Origin of the sequence: Sphingobacterium sp. PCS056 (genome assembly GCF_023273895.1) — a bacterium.
Classification (GTDB): domain Bacteria; phylum Bacteroidota; class Bacteroidia; order Sphingobacteriales; family Sphingobacteriaceae; genus Sphingobacterium.
Genome location: NZ_CP096883.1, coordinates 206,264 through 229,148, shown reverse-complemented (window position 1 = coordinate 229,148; position 22,885 = coordinate 206,264). Strand labels below are relative to the sequence as shown.

Here is a 22,885-nt window from a genome sequence, read left to right as displayed (position 1 = left end):
GCTAGATGAAAAAAGGAGATCATTATTTATCATGACGTGTAAGTATATCTTCTTGTTTTTCGTTAGGCTAAATTGCCATATCGAATATTTCAGATAACTTTTTTGTCCCGATGGGAATTAAAACCTAAATATGTTCTTAACCTATGACTAAAACAAATGTATTTTTACTAACTCCTCCCATTCATCATCGAGTGAACCTTTAAATTCTTCTTTTTTTGCTCGATTATACCAATATCGAGCATTCCAAAGATCTTTCTCTTTACGGTGTAAGTAAGCGTGTATATGGGCAGATTGAGCATCTTGTAAATGATCTATTAAATCATGCGCTTTTTGCCAATCGCCTTTTTTATCCCACCATAGTGACTCTAGCCAAATAGACAGATCCATAGGAGGCACAGCCAATGCTGTGGAAGATGAAAATTTTTCAAATGTTAACATATCTCTAAAATAACCAAATTCAAATAAAAAAGGGTGATTTTTACTTAAATCACCCTTTTTTATTATTTAAATCTGCTCGCTAAAGCGGCAAGTTTAGAAGCCATATCTGTTTCAGGTTCTTTTTCCTTTCGATCTTTTTGGTTAAAAGTCTTCTGTTCTCTTTTTGGTTTTGGAGACGAAGATACTTCGCTAGTTTTCATAGATAGTCCGATGCGATTTCTCTTTTCATCAATTTCCGTTACCGTCACCTCTACATGTTGCTGCACTTTAACCACCTCGTGCGGATCAGTTATATAACGATTGGAGAGCTGACTTAAATGGACAAGCCCATCTTGATGCACACCAATATCAACGAAAGCACCAAAATTAGTGATATTGGTAATAATACCGGGCAATTTCATTCCTACACGTAGATCAGAAACCGTATTTACACCATCTGTAAAGGAGAAAGCTTCAAATTTTTCACGTGGATCTAATCCTGGTTTTGCTAATTCGGCCATTATATCATTCAAAGTCGGGAGACCAACTTCATCAGAGATGTAGTTTTTTAATGGTATCGTTTTTCTTAATTCAGCATCTTTTAACAGGTCATGTACACTTGTTGAAAGATCCTTAGCCATTTGTTCAACCAATTTATAACGTTCTGGATGTACCGCTGAGGCATCTAATGGATTTTCAGCATTACGGATGCGCAAAAATCCTGCCGCCTGTTCAAAAGCTTTATCTCCTAGACGTGGTACTTTCTTCAATTCACGACGTGACTTGAATGGACCATTTTCTTTTCTATAATTGATGATCGATTGTGCTAAGGCAGGCCCTAATCCAGATACAAAAGCTAGAATTTGTTTCGATGCGGTATTTAATTCAACACCAACATTGTTGACACAACTCATGACAGTATCATTTAGGGAGCTCTGTAATTTATTTTGATCGACATCATGTTGATACTGGCCAACACCAATCGATTTGGGATCTATTTTCACAAGTTCTGCTAATGGATCCATCAATCGTCTACCGATGGAGACAGCACCGCGGACAGTGATATCTTGATCTGGAAATTCTTCTCGGGCTGTTTCTGAAGCCGAGTATATGGATGCACCGCTTTCATTGACCATGACGATAGTCACCTGATCCAGGTTGAGTTTACGAATAAATTCTTCGGTTTCTCTTCCAGCTGTTCCATTGCCAATTGCAATCGCTTCGATATCGTATTTTTTCACTAGGTACGGAATCGTACGCGTTGCTTCCGCAAGACCTCCAGCACCACTGTGAGGGAATATGGCCGTGTTTTCTAATAATGCTCCTTGTTGATCCAGCACCACCGTTTTACAACCTGTTCTAAATCCCGGATCGATCGCTAAAATTCTTTTTTGTCCCAGTGGAGCAGCCAATAATAACTGACGTACATTATCTGCAAATACCTTGATCGCTTCTTCATCAGCTTTCTGACGTGTCAAAACTCTGATTTCAGTTTCCATTGATGGTTTTAATAAACGCTTAAAACTATCCACCAATGCCAAACGGACCTGAGCAGAGGCTTCATTATTTGCTTTGACATAGATTTGTTCGATGACTGGGATGACCTCTTCTTCTGTCACTTCTATATCTAAATAAAGCAATTCTTCTTTTTCACCGCGGCGCATGGCTAGTACACGGTGAGAAGGAGCATTTTTTAACGATTCGGACCATTCGTAGTAATCCTTATATTTCAATGCAGCTTCTTCTTTTCCAGGTACGACTCTAGATACAAACTGACCTTTTTCTAAAAATATTTTACGTGCTTTATCTCTTACCTCCGCATTTTCCGCAATGGTTTCTGCAATAATATCACGTGCACCCGATAACGCTTCATCTACCGAGTTTACCCCTTTATCTTCATCAATTAGTGATGTTGCTAAAGCTGTGAAATCAGTGCGGTCTTGAGCGAGGAGGAGGTCAGCCAGTGGTTGAAGCCCCTTTTCCCTAGCCATACTTGCGCGTGTTTTACGCTTAGGTTTGTAAGGAAGATAAATATCTTCCAAGTTGGCCATCGTCTCGACACTCTTGATTTTGAGTTCTAGTTCTGGCGTTAATTTTCCCTGATCTGAGATGGATTTTAAGACCGCTTCCCTTCTTTTGTCTAAGTCACGTAGTTGTTGGATGCGATCACGGATGGTGGTTATTTGCACTTCATCCAGACTACCTGTCATCTCTTTTCTATAACGAGATATGAAAGGAACCGTAGCGCCTTCATCTAGTAAATCAATCGTTGTTTTTACTTGTTTTTCGCTAATTGCTAATTCCTTCGAAACTATAATTTCGTGTGTCATAAATAGAGAATGTAATATTTATTAAAATAGAAAGCTGCTGGAAATAATCCAACAGCTTTATTTGACAATATCTTATTGAAAATAAAATGCTTAAACTTATGCTTCTTTCGAAGGTTCTTCTGTATTTTTAAGAGGATCTGTTGTTGTTTTTCCGATAGATGCAGTTGGATGTTCAACAGGTGTTACTGGATTTTCAACAGGGGTAGTTGGATTTTCCTCTGTTACAGCGGTCTGTGCATTTTCTGCAAAATGATCGTTGTAGCCATATTGAAAATGATTCGGTTCTTCGCCATAATCAGGTTGGCGGCTGTATTGCATAGTGCCTTCAGGAGCTGTAAATTGAGGAGTCTTTTTCTCCGATTCATCCGTCTTTTCAGCTTCTGCATCATCTTTTACCTTTTGTTCCGCAGCTTGAACTTCTGCTAATGGATTTTCTTCAACTTTTAAATCAATATCTTTTTCGAAATTATTAATTTGATCAGAAATCTCTCTCTTGATACCCTCTGAAGCATCTTTAAATTCTCTAATTCCACGACCTAGGCCCCTTGCTAATTCAGGAAGTTTTTTACCACCAAATAATAAAAGAGCGATGACCAAAATTAACATCATTTCTGATGTCCCTATGTTAAGAAATGCAAATATTTGACTGTACATTATACTATCGTTTTAATAAATTATAAATGCTAAGTTACAGCAATATTTTAAAAATGAAACAGTGTTTAAGGAAATATTAACAATTCAATTGTAAAAATTTAGTGTGTTAATTTGACAATTTCATTATCATTTATTGATAGATAAGAAATGTAGGAGTGGGAAAATTCTCGTACTTTTGAAATCTTTTCAAATTTAGTAGCGGGAAATATGTTGAAGCGATTAAAATCTTACAAGCCTTATTATTGGAGCACTTTTATATTGGCTGGTCCAGTAGTGATTTCTCAATTAGGTCATACCATGGTGCACATGGCTGATAGTGTTATTGTAGGGCACTTTGCCGGTACTATACCCTTGGCTGCGGTATCATTGGTCAATGCTGTTTTTATGATCGTCATGGTGATCGGACTAGGGATTGCATATGGGATCACACCATTAATCGCACAAGAAAACGGACGTGGCAATAAAGAAGAATGTGCCAAATTATTATCCAATAGTATTTGGATCAATGCCATAGCGGGAGTACTGTTGTTTTGCCTTGTTTATTTTGGGTCGATGTTGGCTATTGATCACTTGGACCAAGATCCTGCAGTTGTGAAAGAGGCAAAACCTTACTTGCTGATATTAAGTTTATCGATTTTACCTCTGATGATTTTTAGCGCCTTCAAGCAATTTGCAGAAGGATTAGGATTTACTAAGCAAGCCATGAACATCACCATCTGGGGAAATGTACTTAATATTATTTTAGCGGTCATTTTTGTTAAAGGTATGTTTGGTATCAAACCTATGGGGGTTAGTGGAGTAGGGTACAGTACGTTGATCGATCGTGTCATGATGATGGTAGTGATGCTATTTTACGTCATGAAATCTTCTTATTTTCAACCTTACATCAGTAAATTTAAACTTTGGGCAGTAGATCTTATCCGTGTTCGAAAAATATTGAAAATTGGGGCACCTGTGGCGATGCAATATGTGTTTGAAATTGGCGCATTTGCCGGCGCTTCACTCATCGCTGGTACAATTGGTGCCATAGAGCAAGCTTCACATCAAGTTGCTATTCAGCTGGCTGCGATGACCTATATGATGGCAAGTGGAATTGCTGCTGCAGCAACAATTAAGACAGGAAATAGCTTTGGTAACAAAAATTTCTTTCGACTACAGCGTTTCGCAGTTTCGTCTTATCAACTGGTTTTGATCTTTATGACCTTGACAGCATCTATTTTTGCCATCTTTAATAATTATCTGCCTTTTATCTTTACAAAGGATATGGCAGTAGTCACCATTGCTTCACACCTATTAATCATAGCCGGATTATTTCAACTATTTGATGGAACTCAGGTGGTCGGTTTGGGCGTATTGAGGGGTATGGGAGATGTCAATATTCCGACCTTAATCACGTTTATTGCGTACTGGATTATTGGGTTACCAAGTGGCTATTTTATGGGCGTACATTTAGGAATGGGAGTCGAGGGGATCTGGTATGGTTTGACCATGGGCTTACTGACTTCTTCCATATTGCTATATTGGCGTTACCGTATTGTAATTCAAAAACATTTGAATTCTTAACAAAAGCTTATTTTAGACATAAAAAAATCCTTCTCTGCATGTATAGAGAAGGATTTTATTTATTCCGTATTGTTGTGGTTATATTTCGCGATTGATATCCCAATTTTCTAAATAGTCAGCGACTCTTTTCAAAAATGTACCGCCCAATGCACCATCAATAACCCGATGATCATACGATAGCGACAGGTACATCATTTGTCTGATACCAATGAGGTCACCATGTTCAGTTTCGATAACTGCAGGTTTCTTTTTAATCGTCCCTACAGCTAAGATCGCAGCTTGAGGCTGATTGATGATAGGAGTACCCATAATATTGCCAAAAGCACCGATATTAGTAAAGGTAAACGTACCTCCTTGCGTATCATCTGGTTTTAATTTATTAGCGCGTGAACGATTAGCCAGATCATTGACCGATTTGCTAAGCCCCACTAAACTTAATTGATCGGCATTTTTAATCACAGGAACGATTAGATTTCCATTAGGCAGCGCTGCTGCCATTCCGATATTGATATTCTTCTTTTTGATGATATGGTTTCCATCAACGGAAACATTGACCATTGGAAAATCCTTCAAAGCTTTAGCAATGGCCTCAATAAAAATAGGAGTGAAGGTAATATTTTCACCATCTCTCTTTTTATAGATTTCCTTTGCCCTATTGCGCCAGTTAACCAAATTGGTTACATCAGCTTCGACAAATGAACATACATGTGGCGAAGTCTGCACACTTTTGACCATATGATCCGCAATCAGTTTGCGCATGCGATCCATCTCGATGATTTCGTCTCCGCCGGAATTGATCGTATGAGCTGTCTCAACAGGTGCAGTAGCATATTGCTCTTTTTTATCGACAAGAGTAGTTGCTGCTGTTGGAGCAGTATTGGTTTGAGTAGAAGCAGGTTGTTGTTTTTTACTTGCTACATACTTTAAAATATCTTCTTTTGTTACACGACCATCCGACCCACTACCCGTCACTTGATCTAACTCCTGCTGGCTTAAACCTTCATGGGATGCTATATTTTTGACCAATGGTGAATAAAATCTAATTCCACTGTGAATGCTAGATTGGTGATGATCTACTGTAGGTTGAATCTGATTTAAACCAGGTATTTCTACATTTTTATCCTCGATCTGTATGGTTGTTGGCGTAACCTCGATCTGATTAACAATGGTTTCCGAAGCTTGTTCCGCATTTGACGGGATAGTCTCCTCTACATTCTGTTCACCTTCGATCTCAATAATAGCGATTATATCACCCACCTGTGCAACTTGATCGATTGAAAAAAGTTGTTCTTTTAATATTCCTTTTACCGGAGAAGGCACATCAGAATCGACTTTGTCGGTTGCGATTTCTACAACTGCTTCATCTTCGCTAATGGTATCACCTGGTTGTTTCAACCATTTCGTTACAGTAGCTTCAGATACACTTTCCCCCATTTTAGGAAGTAATAATTTATATAATGCCATAATAATTCAACTGCAATCCTTTTAAATACTAAGTTAGTTATTTTAAGGTTTATATTTTACAAAGTAAAATATAATTTTTGATAAATCAATTTTTGCGGAATAATATTTTACAAACTCATGCCTATCTGATGTTCTTTGACTAAAAGTTGCCAAAGCATGAAAAGTGCCAATTGTCGTGTTCGTTCAATATTAATTGTTCTGTCATTTTGAAATTGAAACTTCTTCGTTATGGTTTCCCTTTCACCTGCCACAGCTACCCATACGGTACCTACAGGTTTGTCTATGGTACCACCACCTGGACCAGCAATACCACTTGTAGATATGGCATAATGGGTTTCAAATTTCTTTTTGGCACCTTCTGCCATTTCTATTACAGTCTGTTCACTCACAGCACCGTATTGAAGCAACGTTTCTTCCCTAACACCCAAGAGCTGTTGTTTTAATTTGTTCGAATAAGGTATAGTACCGCCCACATACATCGCGCTACAACCGGCAATAGCCGTGATCATAGCTGCCAAGCTGCCCCCTGTGCAACTTTCAGTAGTTGTCAATGTTAATTTGTGTTCAATGAATTTTTGGATTAGAAATTCCTCTATAGTCGTATCATAGTTCGCAATAACATGCTCTCCAAGTCTGTGGATGAGCTGTTCAGCATAATATTTGGTACTGGCTGTTATTGCTTCTTGATCCGATCCTTTGCCCGAAAGACGAAGTCTCACAAATGTCAATGTTGGCAAGTAAGCCAATTTTATAGAATCGGGAAGCTCCGATTCTATATCGGCAATTTTCTCTGCAAGGTAGGACTCACCGATTCCACCAACAATTATGTTTTCCTGCGAAAGATAGGTGCTATTTTCTTGTTGAGTAAGTCGCGGTAATATTTGGGTATTCATTAAATGCTTCATTTCAAAAGGAACACCCGGCATAAAGACAAAGGTCGTGTCTTCCTTTTTTATGAGCATTCCTGGCGCTGTACCATACTGATTAAATAAAAGTGTGCATCCCTCCAAAACATCTGCCTGTTGCCTGTTTATCTCCAACATGGGTCTGCCTCGCGATTCAAAAAATTGAGTTACATGCTGGAGCACAGTTTGATCACGTCGCAATTGTGTATTAAAATATTTTGCTGCAGTTTGTTTCGTTATGTCATCTCTAGTTGGTCCGAGTCCACCTGTTATAAGCACGAGGTCTACTTGATTTTGACTATCGGATAACGCATTTAAGATGGCGTCCTCTTGATCCGATATCGAAAGAATTTGTGAAACACTTATGTTGTTGGCATGGAGTTGAGTCGCTATCCAAGCTGAATTGGTATCGACAATTTGACCAATTAAGATTTCATCTCCTATAGTTATGATTTGTGCTTTCATGGATATCTAATAAATCCGTATCTATGTTAAATAGCAAAAGCTACGATTTTTTTTCGAAGCTTTGTTTGATGTAATAAAATAAAGAAAAAAAAGCAGTTATTAATAATAACTGCCTCCTGAACTATTTCTTTTCGAAAGTTTCAAATCTTGTAGGATGGAAGATTTGGCCCTGATCGTAAAATTGTAACTTTGATATCTTCCAAATGGTGTCCATCCAATCGCGATATCCCAACAGTGAAGATCCCTGTAAATATTGAATTGTGTTAAGGTGATTTCCTTTGCTTTCAAATCAAAACCTGAATTAAAAGTAACCTTCCACTTAGGTGTTAGGCTGACATCCCCATGTATATTGACCGTACTAGTAATAGTTGAAACTTGACCTGGTTTAGAATATTGGAAACTAAATGATCCAGCTAAATTCCACGGAATACTAAAATTGACAAATGCATTTGGATCAGCACTGATACGCGACAGTGCCTGTGCCTGCTCTGGTGTCATGTTACTACCGATCTGACTACGCAAAGAATCAATATTATTATTTCTGTTTTTGGCAGCTTTAGGGTTGAGACTATAATCAAAAGATAAACCGAAGTTAGTCAAACGAGCAAGCTTACCCTCATTTATGACATATTTATTATAGCGTTGGCCAGCTTGATCGATGGCATATGGATCTAACGTACCATTGAAATTGACATTTATCTTTTCGCCGAATAGTGCTGTTCTACCAGAAAAGTTAAGCGGTGATAATTTCATCGAATCGGCGACAAAATTATAATTCCCACTTATGGATAATCCCTGGAGTAAAGGAACTTTTTTAAATCCGCCGTCCGTTGTATCAGACTTGCTCTTTATTTTTGCCTCAATATTATTATCCACGGAGAAACCAATTCCCATGGATTTCCCAGCAGATGGGCTGCCATAAACATTCTTATCAAAAATGGAATAACGATTAATCATTCCATACTGATCGACATAATTCTTGTAAAATCCATACATCGCGTCTGAGAAATCCGGTCTATAGTTAATATTGACCGATGGCGTGATGACATGTCTAATGGCTTGTATTTTACCTATTTTGGGGTACATACCATAGATTTTGGTCGATAATCCAGTAGATACAGAATAATCGTATGCTCTTCTGAAACCTTGGACTGTATCAAGGACCGCAATATACCCCTCTTTTGTATTTTCCATACGTTGACGAGTACTTTGCAGATACCATCTTTCAGTATAATTTACACTTGTGTTAAATTGAAAATACTTGAATGCATTTAATGATAGACTGATCGGAATATTATGTTGAAAACCGTTCGTGAATTTTTTTAAAGTCTGTTTTGTAAATAAGGTTGAATCACCTGTATTCAACGTATTGGTTCCTTGCAAACTATAACCAACATTGATGCGCTGATACCATTTTTGCTCATCTACACGGTCTTTTGAATCAAAAGGATTGAAAGAAGATACGTTTAAACTAAAATTAGGCAATTGCAAGTAAACATTACCCGTACTCATATCTTGGCGGTGACTCAGACTGGACGTGAAATTGACTTTTCCATCGGCAAATACTTTACCATAACTGATGGAAGAAGACATGTTGTTTTTAGTGATATCATTATAGGTATTGGTACCGTTTGCACCCGTATTTCTAAAATAAGATCCTGTTCCAAAATTGACATTAGCAGAGAAAGATGTTCCTGGATTTGCTTCTTGGCGTTGCGTATGGTTCCACGTGACATTAAAATCTTTGTTTGTACCATAATTATCCGTTCCCTCTACTCCGGCTTTTGTTGAAGCATAGCGGATATTGAATCCACCATTATATTTATAATTTACAGTATATCGCGTATTGATGGATGCTTCCCAAGATCCCTTAGAATATAAACTTCCTCGTACTTCACTGTCCCAGTAATCGTTGAAAGCTAAGTACCAACCAATATCACGCATCGCAAAACCACGGGTGTAATCTTCACCAAAAGATGGGAATAAAAATCCGGAAGATCTTTTATCGGGTTTAGGGAAAAAGGCAAATGGAAAACCGATAAATTTTAGCGGTATATTCTGCAATACGAGGTAAGAAGGTCCAGCGATGATCTGATTCTTAGTCACGATTCCTTTGCTCAGGAAGATCCCAAAATGTGTATGGGGCTCAGGTAGATTACAGGTGCTGTAAAGACCATGGTACAACGACATTTCATCGTATAAGTTTTTACGTACTACTTTTGCTTGAATGAATCCTCCTTCCACATCGGTCATGATTCCATAAGTATTACCCTCTTGTTTTTCATAATCGTATAACAGAGAATCTACTGTCTTAGGGCTCTCGGATCCCGTCATCACAATAGGACGACCCACATATTTGCCGTTATGGTCGATCACGCCCGAAGCAAATATTTGCTTTTTATTTCGATCTAATCGGATATAATCTGCTGACAGTTCAAAATCTTGGTATTTAACCTTAGCCCCTTTGTACAAGTGACTTATGTTTTTATCAACTTCAGTACGCTGCGAGTCACGAGCGATAATACTAACTTCCGCCTGTAATCCGCCTTTATTTTTGGTACTGTCTTTGTTTATTAGGGAGGAGTCTCGTTTCACACGAATGGAGTCAGGGGTTCCTATGACCGAAACAGAATCTTTTAGATTCTTTGACGTTGTCTTTACGGAAATTTTATCTTGCGAAAATGCTGAAAAAACACTTAGCGAAAGAATAAGGAATATGGTTAAAATGTGTGTTAACGACTTCAAAATTAAAGACAAATGTTATTTTTGTAAAAATATTAAACTAAGCTCGACAAAATTAGTCAAAAACAAATAGAAAGTGACGTTTTTTAACGAGATTAACATTTCCTATTTTTGTAGCACAATATTACTCATTACATTTTGTTATTAAATTACAGAAATTAAAAAAATATACATGAAATCAGATTTGAATATTAGAAAGCGGAAATTTATATTTTTTTTAGCCCCGGCGATTTTATTATTTATGGTTTTGACCAGTGCTACTCCACCAAAACCACATCCTGTACCTCCACAGTCCTATCAAATTAGAACAATTGTTATTGATCCAGGCCATGGCGGACGAGATTCGGGAGCAAAGGGTTCACGTTCTTTGGAGAAAAATATTGCTTTGGAAGTGGCATTAAAACTAGGAAAAGAAATTGAGCGACAGCTACCGGGTGTACGTGTTATGTTTACTCGACGTACAGATGAGTTTATTGATTTGTATAAACGTATTCGTATGGCCAATGCTGCAAAAGCGGATATATTTATATCTATTCACTGTAACTCGGCACCAGGAGGCTCTTCTAGAGGAACAGAGACTATTGTATCGGGCTCACATCGTTTAGGCGAGCAGACTGCCGCAATTCGTGAAAATGCCTCCCTATTGTTAGAGGAAAATTATAAAGAAAATTATCAAGGATTTGACCCCAAAGATCCAGAAAGTTATATCATCTTCTCATTAATGAAAAATCAATACCGTGAGAAGAGTATCAAGTTGGCCAACTTGATGCAGCAAGAATATGTAAAATCAGGTCGTGTAAGTAGAGGAATTTTAGAACAGGGATTAGCCGTCTTAGCGGAGGCGGGTATGCCTGCAGTTTTGACAGAAATAGGTTTTATGAATAATCGTACTGAAGAGGCTTTTATGCTATCGGACGAAGGACAGGAAGAGATCGTACAAAACTTAGTCGCCGCCATTAGTGCATTCAAAAAAAGCGTCGAACGATAAACTTATTTGCATTTGTCTTGTTTAAATGATAAATTGAATTCATATAAAACTTAAGAAAATATTATTTTGAAAATATCAAACGAGACTAAAGTCGGAATTTTAACTGTAGTTGCAGTTGCATTATTGTTTATTGGGTACAGCTTTTTAAAGGGTAATGATGTATTTAGCAGTGACAATACATATTATACATCTTATCAAGCTGTCGATGGTCTGACAGCCTCTAAACCGGTGTTAGTAAATGGATATCAAATAGGACGTGTGTCGAAGATGACCTTGCAGCCTGATGGTAGTATCTTAACACAATTCAAAATCAGTTCCGAATATAAGGTACCCAAAAATACCATAGCACGAATAGCCAGTACCGATCTACTTGGAGGAAAGGCGATCGTATTTGATATGGGGAATAGTGCGGAGTTGGCCAAAGATGGTGATATGTTAGCGTCGGGTATCCAGGCAAATATCATGGATAAGGTCGAGCCGATACAGAAAAGAGTTGAAACCATCACCATAAAATTAGATTCAGTATTAACAGTTGTCAATTCTGTATTGGACGATCAGTTTCAAAAAGATTTTAAGGAAAGTGTACATAGTATTTCAACATCATTAAAAAATGTGGAACTCATTACCAAAGATGTGGAAGGACTTGTGGGCTCGGAGCGTAAAAGATTAACAAATATCATCACGAACTTAGACATCATTACCAATACCTTTAAAAATAATAGCGGTCAAATAACAGCTATTATGTCCAATTTAAATACCGTTACTGATAAAGCCGCTAAGCTTGATTTTCAACAAACAATGGATAAAGCTAATATGGCTATGAGCGATTTCCAGACGATCGTTGATAAAATCAACAAGGGACAGGGCTCAATAGGCCTATTGATCAATGACGATAAGCTTTATGATAATTTAAATAATGCATCGCAAAGTTTAGATCATCTGATGAAAGATATTAAAGAAAAACCTGGAAAATATATTAAACTTTCCATCTTTGGAAAGAAGGGTGAGGAATAAAATAAAACGGGCTCGATATAATTTCGAGCCCGTTTTGTTTATTATAATGTTTCTTTTAACCAACCAAAAAATTCTCTTTGCCATACTTGGGCATTATGTCCCGATAGCACCCAGTGATTTTCATCGGGTAAATAAACCAATCTACTTTTAATTTTCTTTAACTGAGCAGCTTGGAAAGCTCCAAGTCCTTGTCCTATCGGCACGCGGTAGTCGTGACCACCTTGAAAGATCAAAATTGGTGTATTCCATTTCTCGATATATTCGGATGGATTGAATGTGGTGTACGATTTTTCATTTGCTTTATCCCAGTATGGGCCGCCCAGTTCATGGTTAGCAAAAAACATTTCCTCTGTCGTACCGTACCAGCTTCTCATGTCAAACAAGCCGTTATGCGCGATCAATGTTTTAAACCTATTTTCATGTACACCAGCGAGCATATAAACAGAATATCCGCCATAGCTAGCACCAATAGCAGCGCGGCGCGTAGTATCTACGTAATTTTCTTTCGATATATCATCAATCGCAGATAAGTAATCACGAATCGGCTGTCCACCCCAATCTTTGGAGATCGCCTCATTCCATTTCACACCCCATCCCGGCATACCGCGACGATTGGGGGCGATGACAATATATCCTTGAGATGCGATAAGCTGTAAATTCCAACGGAATGAATAAAATTGTGTTAAAGCCGATTGTGGCCCGCCTTCACAGTACAAGATCGTTGGGTATTTTTTTGTTGGATCAAAATCAGGAGGGTATATGACCCAAGAAAAAAGATCTTGCCCGTCAGAAGCTTTTGTAATTCTCGATTCAATCTTATTATCACTGATCTGCGCATACATCTTATCATTGACAGTGGTCAATGGAGTTAACTTTTTACTCTTTAAGTCATAGCGATACACTTCTGTAGCTCTTGTAAATTTTGTTGAAGTTACAATTAACTGATTATCGACCTGTCCAATAATTCCTGTAATATCAAAATTTCCTTCAGAGATCTGTTTGATGGACGCTAAGGATTTGTTCTTAAAATTAGTAGGAACAATTAATTCAAATAGTTGTACCGTTCCTTTAGCAGGTGCTACAAAATAAATTTTGCGATTGTCCTTACTCCAGGTAAAAGAGTTTACGGTACCATCCCAATGCGCGGTTAGATTTAGTCGTTGAGAAGATGCTTTGTCAAACACAATGATATCATTTTTATCCGCTTCGTAACCATCCGTTTTCATGCTCAACCAAGTCAACTTGTTTCCATCCGGACTGTAAGTTGGATTGGTGTCGTATCCAAGCATTCCTTCAGTTAGATTGGTTGTTTGCTTGGTGGCAAGATCATAACGGTAGATATCCGTATTGGTACTTACGGCATAGTCTGTACCAAATTTTTTCTTGCTCACATATAAAATCGCTTTACTATCGGGCGTCCATTCAAAATCTTCCGATCCGCCAAATGGCATTTGAGGACTGTAAAATGGCTCGTCTTGTAACAGATCAATTGCTTCACCAATTTTTCCATTATTATAGGAAGCAACGAATGGATGGTTAAATTTTCCATTATTAAAAGTATCCCAATGACGGTAGTCCAGATTGTCGAATACATAGGCATCGGACTTTGGTAAATCCTGATATTTATCTGTACTGTGATACTTTTTGATTAAAACAGCTTTGCTGAATAATATGTATTGACCATTTGGAGATAACTTGACATTTTCTAATTCAGTATCGCTATTTGTCAATTGTACAGCTTCACCCTTATATCTGTTCTTTTTCCAAAGCTGTCCTTTGAACAAATAAATGATATCACCATTTTCTGTTATCTGCACCACAGACTCACCGCCCTTTTCACTAGTTAGGGGAGTAGCGTTGCCTGTTTCCAATGATAAGGTGTATAAGTTTTTCTCTGAGCTGTTGGTCTCCACAGCATAATTTGAGACACCATATACCAGTGTTTTTCCATCAGGTGAAATTCCTTCGGCAGAAACACGTCCTAACTTCCATAATGTTTGCGGGTCTAATGGAGTTTTTGTTGGTGTTTCCATATTTACAGTCAGTTTGGTTTCTTTCTTTTCTTGCGCCATAGTTGCCGAAGCACATAGTAATACAGAAAGCGTTATTAAAGATTTTTTTTTCATCAAAATAATTTATTTTAATAAGGAGTGTGATCATGGATTGAGCTCTTTTCACTCGATTCATAAAAAATACAATTATGAGCATGCAAGATACAAAATCTACTTTATCTAATGTAATTCCTATTTTCTATTTAGGAAGGCTTTTGACGAAGTCATTTTATAAAGCTTTGAAAATTTTAGGTAGATACATATTATGTAATGATCAGGTGATCATATCCGTATTTTTGGGAAATTAAAGCAGAGTATCAAATAAAAAATGCAGATATGCTTGGCACAAACTATCGATGCATCTTTTGTGTATAGTATTAATATTGTGCTCGCAATTGGAAATAAATCAGGAGAGAACTATTGTTTAAAGTAGATATGATAAACGATAAATATACTTTTAAGGAATATAATTTTGTAAAAGCTTCAATTGTTCGAAAATAATAAACAACTGAAGCTTATTAGTAAAATAACTGAACTACTTTTTGTAAGCTTGATATCCTAATCTTTTTAATACCAATTTAGAGTATAACAAGCTGTGGATCTGATTCATTAGACTAGTAGATAAATTGCAAAGATCATGTCGTTCTGACTATCCTACTGAACAATTGGAACAAGCGTGTTTTTTTCTAATCGAACTGCTACATACTTGACGGAGGTAAAACCATCTTCTCTTGAAATAATGTTGGAAAGGTCTAAACCTCTTTTAGAAAAAGTACTGATGAGAGCCGTGCGAAATGTGGATTTGGAGGAACCCCAGCCTTTTTCCGATACCGTATCATTGTTGAGTTGTATCAGTTCATTGATGGTGTAATAACTGAATTTTTCCAGTAAGTGTTGATAAAGATTTGGTGTTGACATACAATTTAAAAATTTAAAGGATTAAACCATAAACTGTATCCAGATATTTTTGGTCGAAACCCATATTAATTTACCACCGCGGTTACTTAACTCGGTTGGTATTGCATCGTGCAATTCTGAATACTCTACAAAGTTAGTAGATTTTATTTTGAATCAAAATTTATTTTAAAATAATTAGCTGATATTCTTTTCCAGCATAGGTCTATTCTTACCTACATAGATTTTGCTATAGCTTCATGATCAAGTTTGATATGGATAATTTTTTGATGCAGTTACGCGATTCCTTTATTGGGGTAAAATACCGAATACCCGAGTTCTCAATGGTTAACTGTCTTGTTTTCTTTTAATTATTATTGTAGTTTTGGCCCATCACATGGATTCGTTTTGTCGATATTCGACAGAACGGGGATAAAAATGAAAAACAACTATAGCTCACTCGATAATTTAACTTTACAAAAGTTGATCCGAGCTGGAGACCAAGAAGCATTTAAGATCATTTATGAAAGGTATTGGGATAAGATATTTGTAATCTGTAATAACAGGCTTCCACAGACAGATATTGCGGAAGATATTTTACAGGATATCTTTGTTTCTCTTTGGAAAAACCCCAAACTTGACGAAATTCAAAATCTTGAAGCCTATTTGTTTCAGGCAACTAAATTCTCTATTATCAAATATTTAAACCGATCTTCTCGAGTTGAATATATTGATCATACCTCCTATGGTCTGTTGGATCGGATAGAAGAACTTAATTTGGATGATGCCTTGAATTCAAAAGAACTTCAGCAACTTATTTTTCAGGAGATAGAACGACTACCGGAGAAGACCAAAATTATCTTTAATTATTCTCGAATCGACAATCTCAATAGTAAGGAAATCGCTGAAAAATTGAATATTTCACCTCGTACTGTTGAAAATCAAATAAGTAAAAGTCTAAAACATTTGAGGATTTTTATAAATAATTTGAAATCTTTATTATTTTTTTAATTTTCGGCGTGCGTTGATTGATACTTGTGGTACTTCTATTATAGACCACGATTGTTAATCATATGAAATCGCAACAAGAAATAAAAGAAATTATTGCCCGTATCAACCAGGGTACGGCTTCTAAGGATGAGATCCGCCAATTTCAGCTTTGGTATAATAGTTTTGACGATAGTCAGACCGAGGTTGATAGCGATGTCCCTCTTGTTGAACTCCAACAGAAACATTGGGAAAATATAAACAATCGTATCGCTCCAGTGAAGATGAAGCAGATACAATGGTTATGGAAAGTCGCAGCAGCCATCGTGCTTTTTTCAGCAGCTGTTGCTTGGATATGGTTAAACCAACAATCTGACGTCGATAAACCGATATTTAGGTCAGCAGTTCTAATAACAGATGATACAGGTCAGAGCGAAGAGATCAGTGGCGACCTAAAGGATTTTCTTGATACAGCAAATTATGTGGATCTGAGGAACTATAAATCGTTGAGCTCATTAGCAACAGGTAAAGGTGAATTTACAAAAGCCATTCTTCCTGATGGCACCAAAGTAACTTTAAATGTGGGATCTAAAATTTCTCTATCCCCAGATTATGCTAGTTCTTCCCAAAGGACAATCTCCTTGGAAGGCGAGGCTTATTTTGAAGTAACGACCATTCCGGGACGGAGCTTTGTGGTCACAACTTCAGATCAGCAAATAAAAGTTCTCGGAACAAAATTCAATGTAAAAGCATATGCCGACCTTGAAAAAACAATAACCACACTGCATGAGGGTAAAATCGAATTGACCAATGGTCGTCAAAGCTTGATTTTAAAACCAAATGACATGGTGCTCAATACAGATGGCTCCTTCATTCGCGAAAAACTAACCAGATCGGATAAGGAGGCTTGGCGCAATCTAGATTTTGAATTTGATAATGAATCTATTAAATCAGTCCTAGACCAGTTGAGCAGTTGGTATGGTTTTGAGGTTGTATATCAGACATCTATACCTAATCAGCATATTTCCGGTAAAATAGCAAATGGTTCCAAAACCGCCGATGTGCTTGAGATCATGAAAAACCTAACGAATGGAAATTTCCAGCTTAAAGGAAATCTTCTGTATGTAACTTTTGCAAATAATTAACCTTAAATAAAATGAATGAAAAATTCTTTAAACGAAGCCCGGCTTTTTTAAAGCCCGAGTTGCTTTCGGTTAAACTCACTACCTTGGTGGCCATTGGATTGCTGACCTGTACTTCTCAGCATAGTTTTGCACAGCAAATTCAAGTAGATGGTACCAAAAAACCTTTAAAAACTGTCTTAAAGCAGATCGAAGACCAATCTGGTTATTCTTTTGTCTATGATGCTGATATTTTGGAAAACGATCCTGCTGTACAGCTTGCGCTCAATGAAAATGGGATTAAGGAAGCGCTAGCAAAATTATCCACAGCACTAAATGTTGAATATAAGATTGTCAATAAAACGATTACACTTACCAAGCCAAAATTAAAGCAGGGCTCTACTGTATTGTTGAAGGGGCGGGTAGTCGTTGATGATCAAGACGGAAAAACAGCTGCCAATCAAGCCGGTGTAAGTGTAGCCTTAAAAGGTACGAGCAAAGTGATCGGTACGGACAATCGTGGCGAATTCAATATCGTAGCACCTGTGGAAGGTACGTTGATCATCAGCTATATCGGATATAAATCGCAGGAAATACCTGTCAAGGAGATCATGAAAAACTCGCGGATTGTATTGGAGAAGAGTATGGATTACCTGGATGAAGTTATTGTCACGGCTTATGGAACCAAAGAGTCGCGTGAAAATCAGACGGGATCTGCTTTTGTGATCACAAGAAAGGAATTAGAAAATAGACCTACACTTCGTCTTGATGCTTTGTTGGAAGGTATTATACCCGGAGTAGAGTTCAATTCACAAGATGCGGGCACGAATAGTTCAGCCAGATCACGATACAGTACACGCATACGTGGTGAATCGTCCACTGTAGGTGGAACAACTTCCAATGAGCCTCTATGGGTGGTGGATGGCGTACCGCTCTATACCGGCGGAACGACCAATTCGATCCCTGGGATGCAGAACTCGATTAGTCCATTGACCTATATAAATCCCAATGATATCGAGAGCGTGACCGTCCTTAAAGACGCAAGTGCTACGACCATATATGGAGCCAATGGTTCAAATGGGGTAATCTTGATCACCACTCGTAAAGGTAAGGGAGCACCAAAACTTAATTATACATTCCGTTCAGGGATCAATAAACGTCCCACGACATACCTCAACCAGCTCAACGGTCTTCAATACCTGAATCTCGTCAAAGATATGGGAATGATGGATCAACTGGGTAAATTAGATACCAATCAAAATACAAATTGGGCAGATGTCTACAATCGTACTGGCTTGACAACCTTGCATAATGTAAGTCTTTCGGGCTCCACAGATGCAGCACGCTATTTCCTAGCTGCCAATGTGTACGATGAAAAACACATGATCATTGGCAACACCACCAAGCGGTATGATGTACGTTCCAATGTAAGTGGTAATGTCGGAAAACGCTTGATTATCAATTCAACCATGTCGGCTTCCTATACCAAAGACGATATGTTCAATCCTGGAAATGCTTATTTTCAATACAGTCCACTCATCAGTCCTTATGGACCTAATGGAAGTTATATAGAACGAGATCCAAATGGTAATTTGTTGCAAAATATGCCGGGATTATCTGATCAAAATGATCAGAAACAAGAAGCCGCCCATGTGCTTGGATCCTTAGGATTCAGCTATCAATTAATGGATGGATTAAAGTTTACCAATCTGAATGGAGCTGATTTTACCAGTGTCAATGAGGATATGTATAATTCGATGTATAATTATTCTGGTGCCTCAAGCAATGGAAGTGCATATCGAGGACAGTCACAAGTGCTCAATTTGATCAGTACCAATACATTGACTTTTGATAGGAAGATATTTGGTGGAGATTTTGACTTTTTAGTGGGTACCGAAGCGAGAAAAGAGGAGCGTCGTTCTGTTTCTGCGACAGGAAGCAATTTTCCCAATGACGATATCCGAGAAGTTGGTTTTGTGGCAGTAACAAGTCGTGTAGGAACAACAAGTCGTGACAAACAGACTCTACTTTCTTATTTTGGGCGGGCTGGTTATGTATATGACAAACGCTATGCGATCAACTACACCTATCGAAAAGATGGAAGTTCCAATTTCGGAAAGGATGTTAAATGGGGTACATTTAGTTCTGTAGGCGCTGCCTGGACTGCGAGTAATGAGACTTTTTGGCCTAAAAATAAAGTTATCGATTTCTTGAAATTTAAAGTGTCGTACGGGAACAATGGTAACTCTAGATTTAATTCATCTTATGCCAGCGGTATTTATAAATACGATGCCGACTATAGTTATGGCGGTAATTCTGGTACAACGATGACACGAGGTGTCAATGACGGACTGAAATGGGAAACAACCAAAATGCTCAACACAGGTATAGATTTTAGATTATTTGAAAGATTTAATATTGCTGCAGAATATTATCGTAATGTAACGCATGATATGATTGACAATGCCTATGTCTCGATGGTAACCGGATTTCGCCGTACCTATGAAAATGTAGGTAAAATGCAAAATACGGGACTCGAACTGAGCGTGAACGGAGATATCATCAAAAAAGAAAAGTTTAATTGGAGTGCCAGTTTTATCCTATCCTCCAATCGTAATAAAGTATTGGAGTTAAATGAAGATATCGATCGGGTATCCGGAACTACGATTATGCGTCCTGGTTATAACTCAAGATCTTACTATTTAGTACGTTGGGCTGGCGTAGATCCTTCTACTGGTGATCCGATGTGGTATGACGTAAATGGCAATATTACCAAAACTTTTAATACCAATGATCGAGTCATTGCTGGTGATGCGACACACAAATATTACGGTGGTCTGACTAACTATATTACATATGATAACTGGAACTTTTCTGTCTTTTTTAAATATGCAAAAGGAGGGCTTTATTTTGATCAAGCAGGAAGAAACAATGGTTTGGATGGTCTTAGTATTTTAAGCGGAAATCAATCCATTGATATGTTAAATTCTTGGCGTTTTCCAGGACAATTGGCCACTTCGCCTAGACTTTCGAATACAAGTACATCGTCCATCATGAATTCTACTCGCTTTTTATTGGATAGGACATATCTCAAATTGGACAACATCAGCTTAGGTTATACTTTTAAAGCCGGATTAATAGAACGCTTAAAACTAAGTCATATCTCAGTGACCGCTATGGCCAGCAATTTGGCGATATGGACACCCTATTCAGCAAAAAAAGGGACAATCAAGAATTATGAAACATTAGCTAAGCAATACGGTGTAACAAGCAGTAGTGTCGTAGATAATACCTATGCCAATATGCTTTCAGAATCCAGCCGAGTGCTTAATTATTCTTTGAATATCAATATTGGTTTTTAAAATAAGAATTTGAAATGAAATTATTTAAATATACGTTTGCTGCCCTCTGTTTTTCATTAGTAAGTTGTGGCAGCTCTTTTTTAGAAGTAGCGCCTATCGGGCAATTGGGCAAAGAACAGTTATTCTCAAATGTCAATGGCATGCGTGATGCCTTGATGGGTAGTTATAGTCTAACTTCTCGTTTTTTTCAGTCTCAATACGGCATCTATGGTGATCTGCGTGGCGACGATGTACAGCGTAGTACGACATCAACTCAAAATTATATGTTGACAGACTACAATTATAATGTTGATGAAGAGGATGGAACCGGTGGAACCATGGCTATCTGGTCTTCAGGTTATGAAGCCTTAAATAACATCAATAATATCATCAACTCTGCAGCAGGTATTCAACCTACTCTGAATGGTAACTTGGATGATTTTAATAGATATTTAGGGCAGAGCCACATCATCCGGGGCTTACTTTTCCTTGCACTTGCCAATGTATATGCACAACACTATACGTATACAGCTGATGCAAGTCATCCAGGAATTCCTATTCCAACAGTAACGCCTCTACCATCGCAAAATTTACCGCGCGCAACGATGAAGGACACTTACGCGCAAATCATAAAAGATATGGAGACGGGGATCCAGTATCTAGATAATTTGAGTCCCGCTACACGTATCTATGCTTCTTCAGACGCCGCTCGTGCCTTGTTGTCTCGTATCTATTTATATATGGGACGTTATGATGAAGCTATCCAATACGCTTCTGAAGTCGTGTCAAAAGGAAGCTATCCATTAGTTAAAAATGCTGATTATAAAGACATGTTTATAGCAGAGAGTCAGTTATCGGACTATAACAGCATCAAGTCTGAAGTTATCTGGCAACTGAATCTTAATACGAGATCAGCAAATTATATGTCTAGCTTTTATTCAGATCGCACATCCTTTTTGGCGTACCCAAGCAAAGCATTTTTAAATTTCTTTGAGACTACTGATGTGAGGAGAAACCTATATGAACTACAAGCCAGTTCGGGAAATTCTATTTCGCTTAAAAATGCAAAAAATATTGCTATACCAGATATCAACTGGCCGGTCAACTTTAAAGTGATCCGTACTTCTGAACTATACCTCAATCGTGCCGAAGCTTATTACCATACTAAACAGTATAGCTTAGCAGAGGAGGATATTAAAATGATCAGAGCAAGAGCGTTGAATAAAAATGTGGCTGACATCATCGTACAATATAGTTCTCCAGAAGAACTGCTAGACCAGATCAAAATGGAACGCCGCAAAGAGCTCGCGTTTGAAGGTCAACGTATCTATGATATTATGCGTTATAAAGAAAGTCTAAACCGTGGTACGGATTGCGGAGCAGCTAATTGCACTGTCAACTATCCCAATGATCTCTTTATCTTACCGATTCCGAAAACTGAACTGGACGCTAATCCATCAATTAAACCAAATCCTACTGTAAATAAATAAGACATGAAAAAGATGCTACTTTTAATAGGGTTTATGATGTTGTTATCTGTTTCTTGTAACAAAGAGCTGGAGACACCTTATGATCACCCTTTTTTCTATATACACCAAAATAATGATTCAGAAATAACCGTACAGTCAAATCGAAATGAACCGGTGGACTATAAGGTTTATTTCAGTACTAAAAGTCAGTTTGAGCCTGTTACTTTGACATATGAGATCATTGTAGGTGAGGGCCTTACAGAAGGGATTGATTACGAGATCTTGAACCCAAGCTCATCTTTACTGTTTAAGCCTGGATATGTCGAGATGCCTATCACGATTCGTTGGATCAATCATCCCATCCAAGAAGGAAAGGACAATACATTAATCATCAGATTGCTTAGTAATGACAAGGATATTACGATCGGTATGCCAGGTCCCGACCATAAACAGTCGAGCTTAAAAATTACTAAAATCTAG

The 22,885-nt window shown here is 37.7% G+C and carries 16 protein-coding genes and 1 riboswitch; of the genes, 8 read left to right on the top strand and 8 right to left on the bottom strand.

The window, feature by feature from the left end; translation table 11 throughout:
* Positions 1-147: 147 nt before the first annotated feature.
* The 3 genes from MUB18_RS00910 to tatA all read right to left on the bottom strand — a co-directional run bounded on the left by MUB18_RS00910 (position 148) and on the right by tatA (position 3,401).
* On the bottom strand, positions 148-438 hold the full coding sequence (locus MUB18_RS00910; protein ID WP_045753341.1) for a hypothetical protein: 291 nt from the start codon (positions 436-438) through the stop codon (positions 148-150).
* 62 nt (positions 439-500) lie between these two features.
* Positions 501-2,747 carry a Tex family protein gene (locus MUB18_RS00905; RefSeq protein WP_248754725.1) on the bottom strand — a complete coding sequence of 749 codons (2,247 nt, stop codon included), beginning with the start codon at positions 2,745-2,747 and terminating at the stop codon, positions 501-503.
* A 96-nt stretch (positions 2,748-2,843) separates the two neighbouring features.
* Positions 2,844-3,401 carry a twin-arginine translocase TatA/TatE family subunit gene (gene tatA, locus MUB18_RS00900; protein ID WP_084405301.1) on the bottom strand — a complete coding sequence of 186 codons (558 nt, stop codon included), beginning with the start codon at positions 3,399-3,401 and terminating at the stop codon, positions 2,844-2,846.
* Positions 3,402-3,608: 207 nt separating this feature from the next.
* Here tatA and MUB18_RS00895 point away from each other — a divergent pair, with 207 nt between their 5' ends.
* Positions 3,609-4,964 (top strand): MATE family efflux transporter, encoded by a 1,356-nt coding sequence (locus tag MUB18_RS00895; protein ID WP_248754724.1) that lies wholly within the window; start codon positions 3,609-3,611, stop codon positions 4,962-4,964.
* 78 nt (positions 4,965-5,042) lie between these two features.
* Here MUB18_RS00895 and MUB18_RS00890 read toward each other — a convergent pair whose 3' ends face one another.
* From MUB18_RS00890 to MUB18_RS00880, 3 genes are all read right to left on the bottom strand, one after another.
* Complete coding sequence (locus MUB18_RS00890; RefSeq protein WP_248754723.1) at positions 5,043-6,428, bottom strand: dihydrolipoamide acetyltransferase family protein; 1,386 nt, start codon at positions 6,426-6,428, stop codon at positions 5,043-5,045.
* 107 nt (positions 6,429-6,535) lie between these two features.
* Positions 6,536-7,798 carry a competence/damage-inducible protein A gene (locus MUB18_RS00885; RefSeq protein WP_248754722.1) on the bottom strand — a complete coding sequence of 421 codons (1,263 nt, stop codon included), beginning with the start codon at positions 7,796-7,798 and terminating at the stop codon, positions 6,536-6,538.
* A 99-nt stretch (positions 7,799-7,897) separates the two neighbouring features.
* Complete coding sequence (locus MUB18_RS00880) at positions 7,898-10,543, bottom strand: putative LPS assembly protein LptD (protein ID WP_248754721.1); 2,646 nt, start codon at positions 10,541-10,543, stop codon at positions 7,898-7,900.
* A 169-nt stretch (positions 10,544-10,712) separates the two neighbouring features.
* Here MUB18_RS00880 and MUB18_RS00875 point away from each other — a divergent pair, with 169 nt between their 5' ends.
* A complete protein-coding gene (locus MUB18_RS00875) occupies positions 10,713-11,528 on the top strand; it encodes an N-acetylmuramoyl-L-alanine amidase (protein ID WP_052627765.1) in 816 nt (271 codons plus the stop codon).
* A 66-nt stretch (positions 11,529-11,594) separates the two neighbouring features.
* Complete coding sequence (locus tag MUB18_RS00870; RefSeq protein WP_045755749.1) at positions 11,595-12,542, top strand: MlaD family protein; 948 nt, start codon at positions 11,595-11,597, stop codon at positions 12,540-12,542.
* A 41-nt stretch (positions 12,543-12,583) separates the two neighbouring features.
* Here the strand turns inward: MUB18_RS00870 and MUB18_RS00865 are convergent, their stop codons facing one another.
* Both MUB18_RS00865 and MUB18_RS00860 read right to left on the bottom strand, forming a co-directional pair.
* The gene (locus MUB18_RS00865; protein ID WP_248754720.1) at positions 12,584-14,668 is read right to left on the bottom strand and encodes an alpha/beta hydrolase family protein; all 2,085 of its coding nucleotides are present in this window, start codon (positions 14,666-14,668) and stop codon (positions 12,584-12,586) included.
* Between the two features lie 579 nt (positions 14,669-15,247).
* Positions 15,248-15,511: a 5-oxoprolinase gene (locus MUB18_RS00860; RefSeq protein WP_248754719.1), complete on the bottom strand. Its 264-nt coding sequence runs from the start codon at positions 15,509-15,511 to the stop codon at positions 15,248-15,250.
* 35 nt (positions 15,512-15,546) lie between these two features.
* Positions 15,547-15,640, bottom strand: a riboswitch (SAM-I-IV-variant riboswitch).
* 285 nt (positions 15,641-15,925) lie between these two features.
* On the opposite strand from MUB18_RS00860, the gene MUB18_RS00855 reads away from it, so the two are divergent.
* The 5 genes from MUB18_RS00855 to MUB18_RS00835 all read left to right on the top strand — a co-directional run bounded on the left by MUB18_RS00855 (position 15,926) and on the right by MUB18_RS00835 (position 22,885).
* On the top strand, positions 15,926-16,498 hold the full coding sequence (locus MUB18_RS00855) for an RNA polymerase sigma-70 factor (RefSeq protein WP_094772975.1): 573 nt from the start codon (positions 15,926-15,928) through the stop codon (positions 16,496-16,498).
* Between the two features lie 62 nt (positions 16,499-16,560).
* Positions 16,561-17,619 carry a FecR family protein gene (locus MUB18_RS00850; RefSeq protein ID WP_094772974.1) on the top strand — a complete coding sequence of 353 codons (1,059 nt, stop codon included), beginning with the start codon at positions 16,561-16,563 and terminating at the stop codon, positions 17,617-17,619.
* A gap of 11 nt (positions 17,620-17,630) precedes the next feature.
* Positions 17,631-20,957: a SusC/RagA family TonB-linked outer membrane protein gene (locus tag MUB18_RS00845; RefSeq protein WP_248754718.1), complete on the top strand. Its 3,327-nt coding sequence runs from the start codon at positions 17,631-17,633 to the stop codon at positions 20,955-20,957.
* A 14-nt stretch (positions 20,958-20,971) separates the two neighbouring features.
* On the top strand, positions 20,972-22,426 hold the full coding sequence (locus MUB18_RS00840; protein WP_248754717.1) for a RagB/SusD family nutrient uptake outer membrane protein: 1,455 nt from the start codon (positions 20,972-20,974) through the stop codon (positions 22,424-22,426).
* Positions 22,427-22,429: 3 nt separating this feature from the next.
* On the top strand, positions 22,430-22,885 hold the full coding sequence (locus MUB18_RS00835) for a hypothetical protein (RefSeq protein ID WP_248754716.1): 456 nt from the start codon (positions 22,430-22,432) through the stop codon (positions 22,883-22,885).